This window comes from Longispora fulva, assembly GCF_015751905.1.
GTDB classification, from domain to species: Bacteria; Actinomycetota; Actinomycetes; order Mycobacteriales; family Micromonosporaceae; genus Longispora; species Longispora fulva.
In genome coordinates this window covers 2,055,571-2,071,977 of the sequence record NZ_JADOUF010000001.1, presented here as the reverse complement: position 1 = coordinate 2,071,977, position 16,407 = coordinate 2,055,571, and the positions used below count along the sequence as shown (strand labels likewise).

The following is a 16,407-nucleotide window of genomic DNA, read 5'->3' as shown; positions in this document are numbered from 1 at the left end:
CAAGATCGTATCCCCGACCTCTGACATCCGTCTCAGGCGGGAAAGTACCGGGCGAGAAAGACCTCGAGGGTGTGCCGGCAGATCTGGGTACCCCAGCTTCCCCATGCGAAGTCGAAGATGTGCTCGGCGTACGGAACGCTCACCAGCTCGTGCGGCACGCCGGCCGCCGCGAGTTTCGCGGCCAGTTCCGGTGACTGCTGGTACGGCACCACGTGGTCGCGTTCGCCGTGCATCAGCAGCGTGGGAGGCAGTCCGGCGCGGACGTAGGTGACCGGCGAGGCCAGCCGGTAGTGCTCGGGCTGCTGCTGCGGGGTGCCGCCCGCGTAGTTCTCCGCCCAGCCCCGCACGCTCGGCAACCCGCTGTCGCGCCACAGGGCGGCCACGTCGGAGGGCGGGTAGAACGCGGCGACGGCGAGAACCGACGTGTCGCCGACGTCGCAACTGGGCTTGACCCGGTCGTCGGCGTAGGCGCCCATCAGGGCCAGGTTCCCGCCGGCCGAACCGCCGGCGAGCATCACCCGGGCCGGGTCCACCTGGTACCGCCCGGCGTTCGCCTTCACCCAGCCGACCGCGCACCGCACGTCACCGGGAGCCTGGTCCCAGCGCGCGGGCGGCGCGAGCCGGTAGTCGATGGCGAACACCGCGTACCCTCGGTCGTTCAGCCACCGGTGCCACAGTGGGGCCTCGCCCCGGTCGCCGAGGTTCCATCCGCCGCCGTGCACCCACACCACCGCCGGACGCGTCCCCGACGTCGGTCGTGCCGGCAGTTTGACGTCGAGTTTCAATCCCGGGGTGTACTCGACGCTGAGCGCCTCCACGGGTGTGCCCGTGTTGTCGCCCCCGCGCACGTAGGAGGCCACGGACAACGACGCCCCGTAGCGGTCGGCGGCCCGCCACGAGGCGACCAGGGGGAAGCACGCTGCGACGGTCGCCACGACCGCGACCGCTCCGGCCACGATGGCTGTCCGCCGCGCTCCACCGCGAAAGGTCCACGCCGCGACGCCCAGCGCGACGAGGCCGAGGGGGATCAGGTACAGACCCTGGCGGTCCAGGACGCCGGTCAACAGACTCACCGGGTACGGGATGCCCGCGAACGCGATCACGAGGGCGAACAACCCCAGCACGACTGTCAGCAGTCCGGCCAGGGACATCAGCACGAGCCGACCGAGCCGCGAGGAACGAGCCTTGGACATTTCACCAGTCACGGGGCAAGTCTCCCATACAGGGCCCCGAACTGAGCCGTCGTCGAGGTGCCGGACCGGATCCGTTTCCGCATAGTCCGGACAGGGACGACGGTCGCGGGTCACGCTGGTACAGGAGGCCGTCATGCGTACCGTTCCCGCCGTCGCCGCCCTGGCCGTCGTACTGCTCGGCGGCAGTCCCGCCGCGGCGGCACCGTCCGACTATGTGGTCGTCCCGGAGCGGACGGCGGTGACCTCCGACGGGGACACCCAGGTCGTGTCCGTCACCATCGAGAACCTCACGGACCAGGAACTGCCAGTGGTCCCCGAGAAGGCGGACAAGTGCACCCTGCCGGCGGCGACGTACACAGTGCCGCCCCGCACGGAGCGCACACTCAAGATCCGGATGGACGGGAAGGACTGCAAGCTGGCCGGCGTCGAGCTGTCCTTGCAGATCGGCGGTCACAAGACGACCGTCACGGTGCCGCAGCCCGGAACCGTGGCCTCCACCGCCAAGCCCCCATGGGAACTGCTCAACAACTTCTGGATCGGTCTGGGTGTGGGCGCGGCCGGAGTACTTCTCGGCTATGTGTTCTGGCACGGTAACCCGCTGCGCCCGATGCCTGGCCTTGCGAACGCGAAGTGGGACTTCAAGGAATCCTGGGCCACCAACACGACCGTGATCACGGCGCTGTTCACCGGCATCTTCGGCACCACCGGGGTGCTGGAGGCGATCCTCGGCGCGAAGCCGCCGTCGACCTTCTCGGTGATCATCGTCGCGAGCGCGATCGCCGTGGGCGCGGTCGGCGCGGCTCCCATCCTGTTGAACACGCTCCGCAGGAGAGTGCCGCCAACGCCCGGCAAGACCGGCGACGCGCCTCTGCAACCGACCGCGATCGGGCTGATGCTGTCGGCGTTTGTCACCATCAGCGCGACCGCCGGACAGCTCGCGGTCCTCGTTTTCGCCGCGCGGACCCTGGAGCTGGGCGGTCCCGTCAAGAACTGGATTCTCGGGCTGGGTTTCGCTGGCTGGGCACTTCTGGTGGGCTACACCGGAGTCACCCTGGTCAACAATCTCACCGCGGGCGCGTCACCGGCGATACTGCCGGCTGGGCACGCTCGTGAACTGCAGGCGAAGGTCGCCAAGGAGGAAGACCCCGCGAGGGTCGTGCAGGATATCTCCGAGGCGGTACTGCGAGCGCGGGAGCCCCGGTCCGTCATCTTGTGACCTCCTGGTCAACGGCATGGTAGACGGCGGGTGGGACGCGGCCCGTCGGAGCGTTCGGGAGATCGGAGGCCGCGATGTCTGACATCGGCGCTCACGCCCAGACACTGACCAACAGAGGCTCGCTGGATGCGCTGATGCTCCGGGTCGGCGGCGCGCGGGTGGTGATGCTGGGCGCGGCCAGCCACGGGACCCACGACCACCACCACTGGCGCGCGGAGATCACCCGCCGGCTGGTGGCCGAGCACGGGTTCTCCTTCGTCGCGGTCGAGGGCGACTGGCCCGACTGCGACCGGGTCGACGCCAGCGTGCGCGGCAACGGCCAGGATCCGCGCGCGGTGCTGGGCGCGTTCGAGCGGTGGCCGACCTGGATGTGGGCCAACGAGGAGGTCCTCGACTTCTGCGAGTGGCTGCGCTGGTGGAACGGGGAGCACCGGGTCGGATTCCACGGGCTGGACGTCTACAGCCTGTGGGAGTCCCTGCGCGCGATCGTCGACCACCTGGGCCGCCACGACCCGACGGCGGTCCCGGCGGCGTTGGCGGCCTTGCGAACCCCGGAGGGGTACGCCGGCCGCGTCGTCCCCGACGCCTGCGAACCCGAGGTCGTCTCCCTACTGGCCTACCTGCGCCGGCACGCCGTCGAACACGCCGCCGAGCGGGGCCGGACGGAGTTCGCCGCCTGGCAGAACGCCGACATCGTGCCCGGCGCGGAACGCTACTACCGGACGCTGCTCGCCGGCGAGCGCTCCTGGGAGCTCCGCGAGACCCACATGGCCGACACCCTCGACCGGCTCCTCGACCACTACGGGCCCGGCTCCAGAGCCGTGGTGTGGGCGCACAACTCCCACGTCGGCGACTCCCTGGCCACCGACGCGGACCTGGTCAGCCTCGGGCGGCTCGCCCGGCGGCGGCACGGGGCCGACGCCGTCGTGCTCGTCGGCTTCGGCAGCCACCGGGGCGAGGTTCTCGCCGCGCCCAGCTGGGGGGCAGTGGCCCAGGTGATGACCGTCCCGCCGGCCCGCGCCGGGTCCGTCGAGGACCTGCTGCACCGCGCGGCCCCCGAGCGGGCGTTGTTCGTGTTTCCCCAGGTCGACCAGCCGCGATGGCTCACCGACGTGCACGACCACCGGAGAATCGGCGTGATCTGCGACCCGGGCGCTCCCGACTATGTGGCTGGCAGGCTCGGGGAGTGGTACGACGCGTTCTGCTGGTTCAACCACACCACCCCGGTCCACACCCTGACCAGAGAGCTGGAGAGGCATCCCAGCGGCGTGTGACCACCAGAGCCGGGCACATCTACCAGTCCGAACAGGACTGGGGGCAGAACTTCCAGGTCCTCGGCTTCACGGTCGCTGCCAGCGCGGCGCTGATCACGACTGGGGTCGGCCTGGGGGCGACCCGCTGCGCCGGCTCGTCGTGTTCAGTCTGGTGTACCTGGTGACCTGGCCCTGCCAACGACTGCTCCAGGCGAGCCGACGGCGGATCTGGCGGACCGCGAGCTATCTACGGATCGTCGTGGAGCCTCAGATGCCGGGGACGGACATCGCGAAGTCCTGACGCCGCCGGGTCGAGCGGGGCGGACCACGTGTGGCCCGCCCCTACCGGATCAGGTGGTGGCGAGGGTGAGGCTGTCGAGGAGGAAGTCGGTCTGCAGACTGGCGTCCTCCACGCTGACGAACTTCAGGGTGACCGTCCTCCCGCGGTAGTTGTCGAGGTTGACGGACCGGGCCACATAGCCAGTGCCGGCGTTGACGTTGGAGTACGTCGCGAGCGTCGTGGTCGTGCCGCCGTCGACGACCTGCACCTTGAACGTGTCGTACACGACGTTCTCGGTCTCGGCGGTGGCGATCCGCAGGTAGTAGTTCAGGGTGGCGGAGGCGCCGCTCGGGACGGCGACCTGCTGGCTGAGCGTGTCGGTGTTGGCCACACCGTTGCCGCCCATCCAGGCGTACCAGGAACCGGCCTGGGCCGGGTAGCTGGTCCAGTTGCCGACGACGCCACCGGTGATCGTCCAGTTGGCGGTGCCGCTCTCGAACCCGCCGTTGGCGATCCCGGTGCCCGGGTTGCCGGTGCGGTAGTCGATGGTGTGCGTGTACACCAGGTCCCGGGTGCTGGCCGACGTGCTCAGTCCGGACTGCGGCCGGTCGGCGGTGAACCATTCGTTGAACCCGCTCGACGCGTACTGCCGCATGTTGTCGAACGTCCCGCCCGGCCCGCCGTCCACGGTGCGCCACAGGTCGATCATGGCACCGGCGACCCGCAGCTCCACCTGGTCGCCGTTCTCCGGATTGGTGCCGCTGGCCGGCTGGGAGGAGTCGAACCAGGCGGTGTTCATCATGTCGACCCACTGGCCGGTGGGCCAGTAGAAGCGGCCGTCGCCCTTGATGTAGCCGGCGATGGCGTTGGCGAAGCCCTCGGTCCAGGCGCACATCGTGCCGGACCGCTTGTGCAGGTAGTGCGGGCTGGGGCAGTCGCTGGCCGGCCACCAGCCGGCGTAGAGCAGGTCCATGAACGCGTGCCCGGACTCGTGCAGCACCAGGTGTTCGGAGTCGGGGTCGGCGTCGGCGAGCGCCACGTACCGCTGCCCGACGGGGCGGGAGTTGTCGAAGTACGTGCCGTCGGTGCTGCCCGGCTGCCAGTGCAGGGTGATCCGGGTGCAGTTGGCGCTCTCCCGGGCGGTCCAGCAGTTGGTGCTGGAGGCGCGGGCGAACCACAGCAGGTTCAGGGTGTCGAACGCGTGCCAGCCGCGCATGTAGGTGGCGGTCGGCGAGGTGGTGCCGAACGCCTGGTCGGTGCCGGACGGCACGGTGGACTTCGCCGCCGTGGTGACCGTGTACGTGCCGGTGCCGGCGTTGTTGGTCACCCGCCACAGGCTGGAGGTGGCGGTGAACTGCACCCACAGCTGATACACCGTGGTGGTGGCGGCGAAGCACACGGTGTACGTGCCGTCGGTGGCCGTGGTCATGCCGGTGGCGAACGTCTGGGTGGCTGAGGTGGAGGTGGCCTTGCCGAGCACCGCGACCGGGATGTTGCGCCCGGGCAGCCAGGCGCCGGTCTTGTCGGCGACGGTGAAGCCGCCCTTGGCGCAGATCTGGCCGGGGGCGGCAGCGACCGCTCCCGGCGCGACCGGGGCGGGCGATCCGTGGGTGACGGCGGGGGAGTCGTGGGTGGCGATGCCGGAGAAGGAGCCGCCGGGGCGGTCCCCGACCGTGAGCAGCACCACGCCCCTCCCGGACCGGCCGGGGACGTTGGATGCCGCGTCGACCACATCGGCCTCGATCTGCGCGGGGCCGGCGGCCAGCGCGGTGACGCCGAAGGTGACGGTCCGCGCGCCGGTGGTCAGGGCGAGGGCGCGTTCGGCCACCTGGGACAGGCCGACCGCGCGGGGCGTGGACAGACCGGACCTGGCGGGGGTCAGCCGCAGCGTGGCCGGCAGTTGGACGGACAGCGTCGCCCGGTCGATCGCCACCTGGGAGCGGAGTCTGACCTGGACGGTGGCCGACTCGCCCACGGCGGGGAGCCGGTCGAGGGTGACGTCGACGGACACGCAGCTGGGCGGCGCCTCCGACCGGGCGTCGGCCGCGGCGGGCGCGCAACCGCCCGGGGTCTCGGCGGCGGCGGGGGACAGGGGACCGAGCGTCGCGCACAGTGCGGCGGCGAGGGCCGTGACGGCGGCTCGCCGGAGTGTTGTGGAAGACATGAGGGGTGCCTTTCCTGACGGCGGTGAATGTCCCGCCGTCCGACTGAGGGGTGGACGCCCCATGATGCGCGGCCCTGCCCGCTGAGTGCAATATCACACATCACCAAGAATTCAGGTCGGTCAATTCTGTGAACGGCTGCGGCGGCGCGACCCCGGCACGTACACGGAATAGCGCTTTCCACCCTGGTCAGAGGCCTGTCCGTTCACAGTGCGCGGTGCGACCGTCCGGGGGCGGGGCCGTGAACCGGAAAATCGACCTACCACCGCCAGCGCAGGCCGCACACCCCCGGCTCGACATCCGACTCCACCAGCAGCGCGGTGTCCGAGGCGCCGATCGGCACCGGCCGCGAGCCCCGCTCCGGCGCGTCCACCGCGAACTTTCGGTAGCTGTGACAGGCACCCGGAACCTCGCCGGTGAACTGGACCTGCAACACGTACTCGCGCACCCTGCGGTGGAACCGGTGGTGGAAGTAGTCCATCGGCACCCCCGGCCCGAAACCGAGCTCGTACTCGATCACCGTGTCCTCCCCGGCCGCCACCGTCCGGTCCAGGAGCAACTCCGCCACGAACAGCTTGCTGTCAGGGTCATAGCGCTGCCGGCCGCGCGCGCAGAACCGCAGGTCCACCAGCGCCGGAACCGCGTGCGCCGGATCCTCGGCCTGGTAGAACGCCAGACACCGGTCCACCGGGCCCCGCAGCGCCCGCAGCACCGCCCGGCTGCGCATCCTGAGCTCGGACCGGTCCGGGGCCACCGTCACCAGGTCATGGATCGACAACGCCTCGAACCGGCCCTCCGGCTCGGCGTCCAACTGCGCCATCCCGGGGGCCGCGCTGGGCCACAGGTAGGCCCGGTCGCAGCTGTCCGGCAACTCGTTCAGCCAGCGGCCCCGGGGCCGGGGCGGGCCGAGCAACGCCACCAGCGACGAGGACGGCAACCCGAGCAGGTCCTCCAACGCCCGCACCGCCCGCAACGACGCCTGCCGTTCCGGGCGGCTGCGGTTGCGCCGCCAGTAGCTCAGCGTGGTCCGGCTGACGTGCACGCCGCGGTCCGCCAGGTGGTGGCACAGCCGGTCCAGGGTCAGGCCGCGCGCCGTGATCGCGGCGTCCAGCGCCTCGGCGAACGAGCCGGTGCGCAGCACCCTCGCCAGGTGCCGGCTGTCCCGGCCAGGGGCCCGGGTCGGTGCCATCGGCGGCCTCCTGGGAAACGGTGGACCCCCCATGCTTGACGCCCGTCCCGCCGCTGTCCAGCGGTTCCCGGATAATCACCCGCGCGGGGTCGTCGGGCGCTCTACCGGGACGCGGCGTGCGCCACGAAGCGCTCGGCGAGCCAGGACTCCCGATGACGCAGTGCGGCTGCGGCCATACCCGTCGGGTGGTGGGTGAAGCCGTGTGGCGACTCCGGGTAGACCCGCAGATCGACCTCGCCTCCCGCCGCCGACAGCCGGGCCGCCATGACCATGTTGTCCTCGAGCAGGATGTCGGCGGCCCCGACGATCAGTAATGCCGGTGGAAGGTCACGCAGGTCGCCGAAGACAGGGGAGATGTCGGGCACCGTGCGGTCGACCACGTGATCGAGGTAGGCCCGCAGGAAGTACTCGTCGGCGATCCGTCGGCCCGCCGCGGTCTGGCCACTGAGGTCATAGGTGCCGAACTGCAGAGCGACGCCGGCGAAGCGATCCGCGTGACCTGTGTCCCGGAGGCGCAGCAGTGTCGTCATGGCGAGGGTGGCTCCGGCCGAACTGCCGCCGATCGCCAGACGGGTGGTGCCGAACCGGGACTCGGCCCGGTCGATGAGCCAGCGCGCGGCGGCCTCGCAGTCCTCGGGCGCGGCCGGCCACGGGTTCTCCGGTGCGAGTCGGTAGTCGACACTGACCACGGCGACCCCCAACGACTCGGCGAGGCCGAGGTTGCGCGCGTCCCCGCCCGCCGCCGCGCTCAGGTAGAAGCCCCCGCCGGGGATGTCGAGGTACACGCCCCGCGGCTTCCCGTGCCGAGGCACGTGGATCCGCACGGGGCAGGCACCGTCGACCTGCTCGACGGTGACTGATCCGGACGGCGGTCCGGCGACCTGCCGGGCACGCGCCTCCCGGACCTCCTCGAATGACGACGGCCCCCGCCGCTCGCCCCGCGCGGCGTAGAACGCCACGCACGCCGCGGCGTGCTCCTCAACATCCGCCGGGACCAGACTTCTCCACCCGAGGTGCATGTTCTTTCCGTCTCCTTCGTCACCGGGTGTGAATCTTCGCACCCGGTGACGGGCCATGATCGACGGACCCCGCCGTCCGGAGTCAGGCGTACCGCTTCCAGAAGTAGTTCCACTGGGAGAACAGCACGTTGCCCGCCGGGTCCGGCCCGCTCGCCCAGTCGGGGCCAGGGTCGGACAGCCAGCCGAACCGGCTCTGGAAGTACCCCGATCCCGGCGTCATGTTCTGCGAGTAGTGCAGGTCGGAGATCCGGTTGGCCCTGCCGCCGTTGACGGGCAGCGCCTCGGGGTCCACCCCGGTGCCCGTCGTCTGGCTGCCGCACGTGACCCCCCACTGCGGGTGGTAGCCCGACAGCGGGATCAGATCATTGTGGTAGACGGCCTCCTGCACCGCCCGGTGATCGTGGTGGTCATACTCGTAACACGCGGTGTACTGGTGCGTCAGGTTCGAGTACCCGGCCGCGATCACGCCGTACTCGTTGCTCAGCGGCAGAAACGCCGCCCGATTGCTGCGGACGTGGTTGACCGCCCACAGCACCTCCATGTCGGTCAGGTTGCCGTCGCCGAGGTCGAACTCGACCCGGGCCGACGTCGCGCCCACCCACCAGTCCACGACGCGCGCGACGTTCGGGCCGTCCGCGGAGTTCAGGTTGTCCGGGACGGGGGTGTTCGCGTTCGGGTTGCCTCCGGCGCAGCCGCCGCTGGTCCACGCCGGCTTGCACCCGGTCATGCCGGCCACGGCGGGGGCGCCGGTGGCGTCGGTGCCGCCGGCCGGGACGGTCACCCGGTAGTGGGTCATGGTGCTCAGGTAGTCGTCGAGGGAGCCGTCGTTGTCGGACTGGTCGTCGAGCCAGTCGTTGAGGCTGGCCATCCGGGCGGCCTTGCACTGGTCGGGGACGGTGAGGTCGTAGGCGACGCCGTTGAGGGTCTTCGAGCCGGTGCAGTGGCCGGTGGACTCGCCCTTGGTGAGGGTGACGAACACCGGATAGTTGCCGGTGGAGTCCTGGATCAGGGACCAGGCCTCGAAGACGTCGTCGGGATGCGGGCTGAGGATGTACTGGATCTGGGTCTTGGTGGTGGTGACGGCGCGCCCGGGAGCGGCCGCGAGGGCGACCGTGCCGGCGGCGACCGTCAACGCCAGCGTGGCGCGGAGGAACGTTCTCATCGAGACCTTTCGAAGGGCAGGCCGGGCGCCGCTGACGGCACCCGGCCCGACTCTGCTAGTTCCGGACGCGGGTCACGGGTGCGCCCACGGACGGTCGGGACTGACAGCCCCCTGCACGGGGGTGAGTCCGTCCGGTCCGTCGATCATGACCTTGACCAACTTCAGCTTGTACTCCACGTTCGGTCCGCCCGAGCATTGGCCCCAGAATGAACAGGTGCCGTTGTACACCTTGCGGACGGCCAGGACGGGAATGGCCCGGATGCGCATGTGCACCTTCGGATTGAACGGGCCGATACTCAACTCGGAGACCGCCAGGTCCGACGAGATGGTGGTCTGCACTGCCTTGCTGCTGTAGCTGCCGTTGACCTCTCCGACCTTCCTCAGATTGACCTTCCCGCCCAGCGACCAGCCGTTCTCCTTGGCCACGGACACGATCGTCCCTTGCTGGACGCCGAACTTGGCCGTGTAGGGAACGCCGGGGATGACGTCGTTCGGACCCACGTCGTAGGGCATTCCCACGTCGCCGTTGTAGTCGGTCATCTCATACCAGTCGGACGCGTTCTGGCAGTCGTCGTTCCAGCCTGCGAAGCACATGGGCTGGTCGGGTATCTTGCTCAGGTCCAGATGGTCGGGGTGTCTGATGTCCTCCGCCTTCTCGTGGAGGGCGTTCACCAGAATCGCTGCCAGGAGCGCGGCCACGGCAGCCCGGGCCAGGGCCAACAACGCCTGGAAGCCGCGGGCCGCAGCAGCTTGAGCGGCCGCGCTCGCGCGTTCCTTGGCCTGGTCCGACCCCTTCTTCTCCTCGCTCGAGCCGCCCTTGGCGCCGGTGCCCGGCTGGCAGGGCTTCTCGCAGCTGGGCGCGGGTATTTCGCCCGGTGCGGTGTAGTTGGCCTCCTTCTCCTCCTTGGATTGCAGACCGGTGGGATCGCTCGCGCTGGCCGGGTCGTTGCCGGCATAGGCGTATCCGCCCATGGCTTGCGGGTTCTCCGGCTGGAAGATGGGATCCGCCGACAGGAAGCGTCCGGACCCGGCGTCGTAGGTGCGGGCGCCGACCGTGGTCAGGCCCGTCGCCGTGTCGGTGGGCTTGTCGAGGAACGTGTGGTCGTCCACCCATGTCGACGGCGGGGTGCCCCGGATGTCACCGAACGGCTTCAGGTACCGCCGGGCCGTGATCTGCCCGTTGGCGGCGTTCATCGTGGTCCCACCGGTCGCCTGCGAGTTGGTCAGTTCGTAGGACAACGCCCCGGACTTGTCCGCGACGATGGTGGGTGCCGACGGGTAGGAGTAGTAGCGGGTCCCCGAGACGGTGCTCCCGGTCATGCGGAGTTCCGTGTTGCCCAGGTACAGGGTCACCGTTCCGGTGCCGCTCCCCGTCGTGAGGTCCCGGCGGATCAGCGTCTGTCCCGAGGCGTCGTACACGAAGGAGGCGGTCTTTCCGCTCACCGTGTCCGCGACCGAGGCCAGGCGCCCCTCCACGTCCCACGTGAGCGTCTGGTTCGCGTTCTGCGACGCCCCCGAGGTGATGGTGCGGCTGGTGGTGTTGCCGGCGGCGTCGTACCCGAAGGTGTCGGTCTTTCCACCGGTGCTGGTGACCCCGCTGAGCAGGTGCGGGCCGCCGGCCGCGTAGCCGGACGTGCGGGTGACGTCCTTGGTCGTGTTGCCCGTGACGTCGTGCTCCACGATCGTCGACCGGTTACCCGTCAACGATCCGGTGGCGTCGAACGTGTAGGACTGCCAGTAGGGCGCCGGTCCGCCGATCCCACCGGTGGGCGGGTTGTTCGTTGTGGAGGACGCGCACGACCCGAGCCCGCCGGGTCGCGTCGTCGGCGAGTTCAGGTTCGTCGTCGCCGACGGGGTCTGGTCGCCGCTGTCCGACCAGGCGTTCGTCAGCCGGGCGGCGTAGTCGTAGGTGTAGCACTGGACGTCGCGGACCGAGGGTCCCGGGTTGTAGGAGCCGGAGACGGTGTAGTTCTGCAGGGTCGCCACCGACGTCAGCAGGCCGGCGGCGTTGTAGGCGTAGGACGTGTAGTCCACCGAGTAGGTGTTGAGCTGCGAGGTGTTCGCGCTGTTGCGCCCTGCGGTCGCGTCGACGAACGTGTTGGTGACCCGCCCCGTCGCCGCGTCGTAGGCGTTCTGCTGCACCACCTGGTAGGGGTAGTCGCCCAGCGTGCGGGACCTGACCCGGCCGTACGGGTCGTAGACGGTTTCGGAGACGTAGTCGGCGTTGCCGCCGGTCCCGCGCAGCAGACCGTTGTTGTTGTAGGAGTTGTACACGGTCTCGGCCGGTAGTCCGCCGGCCGCCGGCAGGTCGGTCCGGTCGAGGAGCCCGATGGTCGCCGTGTAGTAGTTCTTCGAGGTGTACGTGCCGGCGAGCGCCCCTTCCGCGCCCGGGATCGTCACCGACGAGCCGAGGGAGCGACCGCCGGCGTCGTAGCCGGTGACCGCGGAGACGTACGTGGCCGAGCCGACGACCCGGGTCGAGGACACCGGCAGGCCGAGCGTCGTGTGGCCGTCGGAGCCGGGGGCGGTGTCGAACGCCCACGACGCGAGCTGCGTCGACGCGGCCGGGCTGGCCGACCAGGGCGCGTTGTAGGAGGCGGTCCGCCGGCCCAGGCTGTCGTAGTTGTAGGACACGGTCCTGCCCCGGCCGTCGGTGGTCTGCAGCAGTAGGCCCGCGTTGTCCGAGGTAGAGGTGGTGGTGCCTGTGTCCGGGTCGGTCCTGGTCACGGTGCGGCCGAGCAGGTCGCCGGTGCTCGTGGTCCACGTGTTGTGGCCGGTGGCGTCGGTGACGGTGGACGTCGTTCCCGTGGCGGTGTACGCGAAACCGTAGCCGGTCACGTCCGCGTCGGCGGCGTTGCCGGTCGGCACGCCACCGCGGTAGGTCCACAGCGCCGTGCTCTGGCCCCGCACGTCGGTGAACGCCGACGACGCCCCGCCTCCGGTCGGGTTGGTCACGTCGGTGCGGTCCACGCCCGGGTAGGCGTGGGTGGTGACCATGCCCGGCAGCACTGCCGCCAGGCTGTACTGGGTCGTCGTCAGCGGGCGCGACAACCCGTCGAACGTGCTGTACGTCTGCGAGGGCAGCGCGTCACCGTAGGCGACGAACGTGCCGGACGGGCTGGTGCCGTTGTCGTAGTGCGCCGCGGCGGTGCGGTACGCCCGCCCGAGCGAGTCGTACTCGACCTGCGTCGAGACGAGCCCGGAGGTGTCGTCCAGCGGCGTGGACTGTGTCTCGACGCCCTCGCCGAAACCGTCCAGGATGCTGTACGACACCGTGTAGCTCCCGTTGTTCCGCAACGACCGGGTCACGGTGTACGGGTTCTTCAGCGTGCCCCGGGCGCCCGGCGCTGCCCCGTAGAGGCCGTAGTCGAACGTGGCGTTCGGGGTGTTCGGGTTGGTCGCCATCGGGTGGTCGGCGGCCCAGGCCTTCGTGGTCCGGCCGAGCCCGTCGTAGACGCTGTCGATCCGCCGGCCGTTGACGTCGATGGCGGACAGGGTGACGCCCCGGCCCCGGTCCACGGCCGTGGTGGACTTCCAGCCCTTCGGGTTGGTGACCTGAACCTGGCTCGGGAGCAGGCCGCTGGCCGGGGTCAGCGCGACCGAGGTCGTGTTGGCGTCGGCGTCGGCGGTCCAGCCCGCCCGGCCGTAGCCGTCGTGGCCGCCGGCCGTGGACTGGGTGACCCAGGCGGCGTTGAACGCGGGAGCCGCCCGGTGGGTGGTGGCGTCGCCGACCGTGACGGAGCCCTGCGGCAGGCCGTCGTAGAGGGTCTGGGTCTGCGACACGGTGGTCGTGGCGGTCTCCGACGTGGTGGTGCAGGACTGCCCGGCCGGCACGGTCGAGGTGATCGACTGGTACGGGTAGGCGGTCTGCTGGGCGGCCTCGGCGCTGGTGGAGTTGATCGCGTACCCGGTGAACGTGCACAGCTCGGCGACCTTGCCCAGCGGGGTACCCGTCGCGTCCGTCTCGCCCTTGTCGTCGGTGAGCAGCAGCCGCCCATTGCCTCCGACCCCACCGCCGCCGGTGAACGTCGGCAGGGAGTTGTCGTAGCTGTAGTCCACCTCCGAGCGGCGCGGGGTGCCCGAGGTGGACACCTGCTGGTAGGTGATCCTCTTCGCCGTCTGGTCGAAGTGCGCCCGCTGGGCCGGCAGGCCACTGGCCCGGGTGTGCGCGGCGGTGACGACCGTGGTCGGGTCGACGGGCACCGTGATCACGTCCGTGACCGGTGTCGCGGAGTCGTCGGCCGCGAAGGTCTGGGTCTCATACGCCCGGCCGGCCAGCGCGTTGTCGTCGCGGTAGCTGCCGCCGTGCGTGTCGGTGACGTTCACGGCGACCGTCGGATCCTGGTCCATGCCCTGGAAGTAGGTGACCAGGGTCTTGGCGTTGTGCCCAGCGGCCTCCACCCCGGACACCGTCCGCACCTGGTGGAAGCCGCGGAACTGGTCCACGGTCCGGTACCTCGGGTCGGCCTGCTCGGAGTCGTTCGTGTGCCAGGCCGGCGCGCCCAGATAGGTGTAGCCGGTGGTCCGGTCGGCGGAGTAGACGTATCCGCTGGGCCGGGTGGTGTCGACGACGGACACGCCGGTCACCACGTACCTGTTGAACCAGTCCAGGGTCTGGGTGCCCTGGTAGGAGAAGTACTGCGGGAAGCACAGGGTGGCGTTCGCGATCGTCGCCGGCGGGGCGGTGGTGCCGCAGGACAGATTGTTCGGCTGTCCGTAGCCGACCACGGTGTCCGCGCCCAGCTCATCGGTGATCTCGGTGAGCCGGAAGCGGAAGAACTGGGCCTGCGCGTACAGCGACGACGCGGCGGCCCGGTTCGGCAGCCCCCCGGTGTAACCCAGGTGCACGGGCGGGGCGTCGGTGGCGACCGTCGTGCCGTCGCTGTTGGTCAGGTAGCCGGTGTGGTCGATCTCCTCGAGCCGGAGCTGCGCGTGGTTGCCGGACACGCCGGTCGAGTAGTCCTGCGGCGGCGGGAACGCCTGCGGGAACCGGTAGGAGTCCGCCGCGAGGTACCCGGTCGGGGTGCCGGCGGGCTGGGCCGTCTTCGGCGTGCCACCGCTGTTGACCGCCGTGCGGATCCCGGTGAGACGCACGGTGGCGTAGAACGTCGGCGAGTAGGTCGCGCACGAGGTCGACCCGGCGTCGCAGTGCTGGTCGAAGGGGGTGTCAGGGAATGCGGCGGCGTTCGCCTTGGTGATACCTGTGGTGGCGATGCCGCCGCTGACCGTGACCGCGGCGGTGGGGCAGCCCGAGGTGCCCGCGAGGCAGCGTGACGCGTAGTCGAACGCGATCACGTCCGCAGGCTTGGCCGAGGCGGCACGGCCGGTGCAGCCCGAACCGACGAGGTCGCAGGTCTGCCAGCCGTAGTCCACGCCCGTGATGAACCCCGACCGGGTGAACTCGGTGACCGCGCCGTTGTGCTGGTAGAAGTCCTCCTCGCGGCTGTAGTCGTACCGGGTGAGGTTGCCGTGCGGGTCGATCACGAAGTCCAGGTTCCACCGCCAGGCCCGCCGGCAGTCCTGGGCGGGCACCGAACCGGTCGGGTCATGGCACGTGGTGCCCGAGCCCGTGCCGAAGACCGGCTCCGTCCAGGTCGAGTAGGTCGGGGCGTCCGCTCCGGTGCCACCGTAGGCGGCGGGCAGCCGGTTCGCGCCGTAGAAGTAGGCGGTGCCGTCGGTGCCGGTGACCTTCCAGTACGCCTGGTCGTTCGTGTTGTTCGAGCCGCCCGCGGTGCCGTAGAGCAGCTGCACCCGGGAGCCGTCGTCGTGGGCCAGCCGCCACTTCGAGGTGTCGGCGTCGTCGCGGACCAACTGGCCGGCGTGCGCGCCGCCGCTGATCGTCGCGTTCGGCGTGCCGACGCACATGTCGCCGGACGCCGCCCACGCGGTCGGGTCGACCCGGGAGCACGGCTGGTAGCTGGTCTCGATGAACGCGCCGGCGCCCGACAGTTCCCAGCCCTCGCCGACGGCGGACGGCTGGGAGTTGGACACCGTGGTACGGCCGTCGACGGAGGCCGAGTCGTAGCCCACCGCGATAGGCGGGGCGGTGCCGCCCAGCGCCCGCGGCACGGTCAGCGGGTAGGAGTAGTTGAACGAGCCGGAGTTGCCGCCGGCCGACCAGGTGTCGCTGGTCTTGAGCGGGGTCGCGGCGTAAGAACCGTTCACCCCGGTCGAGCCGCCGGTCACCGCCAGCACCGTGGCCGGCGGGGCCGCCAGCGACGTCGACGGTGCGGCGGGCAGGTTGACGGCCGCGACGAGCCGGTGCTGGGCGCGGTCGTTGGTGAACGCGACGGGCGTGCGCACCTGGCACGCCGGCACCGCCGGGGTGGTCAGCGCGCAGCCGGGCAGCGCGACCAGGGTCATCCGGTCGGCGAAGTTGCCACCGAACGCGGTCTCGAACGACCGGTAGTCCACGGCCACGTCCACGGGCGCCGTACCGGTGCCGCCGTCGGCCCGGCTGACGGACACCACGACGCCGGAGACGCCGGCGGCCGCCGCCGTGCCGTGTTCGGCGACGGCGACCCGGACCCTCGCGACCCCGGCCTTGGCGCTGACCCGTACCGGGCCGACGGGATCGTCCTCGGGCGGACGGGACAGGGCGGCGGCGGCCCTGGGCCCCAGATCGATGTCGACGGTCGACGCCGCCGGCCAGACGGTCACGGCCGGAGTCTCCGAGCGGACCGGAGCGGTGCGCCCCGGAGTCGCAGGCCCGGCGGCACCGAGGGGGCTGGTCGAGTCGGGGGCCCGCAACTCGCGGGGCCGCCACACGGTCCCCGGATGGGGTCGCCCGCCCGCCTTCTTCGAGGCCGCCTCGGCCACCGGCGGTGCCACGAGCAACGAGGCCGCGACTATCGCCGCGACCAGTATGGGTGAATGACGTCTGGAGCTCACGCCCTGCCTCCTTGTGACGGGAAGAGCGAGCATGAATGAGGC

Annotated in this window: 9 protein-coding genes; 3 read left to right on the top strand and 6 right to left on the bottom strand. The window is 70.8% G+C overall.

Translation table 11 applies throughout. From position 1 onward, the window contains the following. Positions 1-32: 32 nt before the first annotated feature. Complete coding sequence (locus tag IW245_RS09140) at positions 33-1,205, bottom strand: alpha/beta hydrolase (RefSeq protein ID WP_233472430.1); 1,173 nt, start codon at positions 1,203-1,205, stop codon at positions 33-35. Positions 1,206-1,326: 121 nt separating this feature from the next. Here IW245_RS09140 and IW245_RS09135 point away from each other — a divergent pair, with 121 nt between their 5' ends. From IW245_RS09135 to IW245_RS09125, 3 genes are all read left to right on the top strand, one after another. Then, positions 1,327-2,409: a hypothetical protein gene (locus IW245_RS09135; protein ID WP_197002749.1), complete on the top strand. Its 1,083-nt coding sequence runs from the start codon at positions 1,327-1,329 to the stop codon at positions 2,407-2,409. 74 nt (positions 2,410-2,483) lie between these two features. Beyond that, positions 2,484-3,683: an erythromycin esterase family protein gene (locus tag IW245_RS09130; protein ID WP_372445119.1), complete on the top strand. Its 1,200-nt coding sequence runs from the start codon at positions 2,484-2,486 to the stop codon at positions 3,681-3,683. Continuing rightward, on the top strand, positions 3,680-3,847 hold the full coding sequence (locus tag IW245_RS09125; RefSeq protein WP_197002748.1) for a hypothetical protein: 168 nt from the start codon (positions 3,680-3,682) through the stop codon (positions 3,845-3,847). The genes IW245_RS09130 and IW245_RS09125 overlap by 4 nt, the downstream gene beginning before the upstream one ends. 165 nt (positions 3,848-4,012) lie before the next feature. Here IW245_RS09125 and IW245_RS09120 read toward each other — a convergent pair whose 3' ends face one another. From IW245_RS09120 to IW245_RS09100, 5 genes are all read right to left on the bottom strand, one after another. Beyond that, on the bottom strand, positions 4,013-6,106 hold the full coding sequence (locus IW245_RS09120; protein WP_197002747.1) for a hypothetical protein: 2,094 nt from the start codon (positions 6,104-6,106) through the stop codon (positions 4,013-4,015). A 257-nt stretch (positions 6,107-6,363) separates the two neighbouring features. Beyond that, entirely contained in the window at positions 6,364-7,293 is a 930-nt protein-coding gene (locus IW245_RS09115) for a helix-turn-helix domain-containing protein (RefSeq protein WP_197002746.1), read from the bottom strand. A gap of 101 nt (positions 7,294-7,394) precedes the next feature. Next, complete coding sequence (locus IW245_RS09110; RefSeq protein ID WP_197002745.1) at positions 7,395-8,312, bottom strand: alpha/beta hydrolase; 918 nt, start codon at positions 8,310-8,312, stop codon at positions 7,395-7,397. An 82-nt stretch (positions 8,313-8,394) separates the two neighbouring features. Then, a complete protein-coding gene (locus IW245_RS09105; protein ID WP_197002744.1) occupies positions 8,395-9,474 on the bottom strand; it encodes a hypothetical protein in 1,080 nt (359 codons plus the stop codon). 72 nt (positions 9,475-9,546) lie between these two features. Further along, positions 9,547-16,365 carry an RHS repeat domain-containing protein gene (locus tag IW245_RS09100; protein WP_197002743.1) on the bottom strand — a complete coding sequence of 2,273 codons (6,819 nt, stop codon included), beginning with the start codon at positions 16,363-16,365 and terminating at the stop codon, positions 9,547-9,549. Positions 16,366-16,407: the final 42 nt, after the last annotated feature.

Bases quoted from the DNA above. Each gene is read 5' to 3' on its own strand.
- IW245_RS09135 (WP_197002749.1), top strand. From the start codon at position 1,327: ATGCGTACCGTTCCCGCCGTCGCCGCCCTGGCCGTCGTACTGCTCGGC.
- IW245_RS09130 (WP_372445119.1), top strand. From the start codon at position 2,484: ATGTCTGACATCGGCGCTCACGCCCAGACACTGACCAACAGAGGCTCG.
- IW245_RS09120 (WP_197002747.1), bottom strand. From the start codon at position 6,106: ATGTCTTCCACAACACTCCGGCGAGCCGCCGTCACGGCCCTCGCCGCC.
- IW245_RS09105 (WP_197002744.1), bottom strand. From the start codon at position 9,474: ATGAGAACGTTCCTCCGCGCCACGCTGGCGTTGACGGTCGCCGCCGGC.
- IW245_RS09110 (WP_197002745.1), bottom strand. From the start codon at position 8,312: ATGCACCTCGGGTGGAGAAGTCTGGTCCCGGCGGATGTTGAGGAGCAC.
- IW245_RS09115 (WP_197002746.1), bottom strand. From the start codon at position 7,293: ATGGCACCGACCCGGGCCCCTGGCCGGGACAGCCGGCACCTGGCGAGG.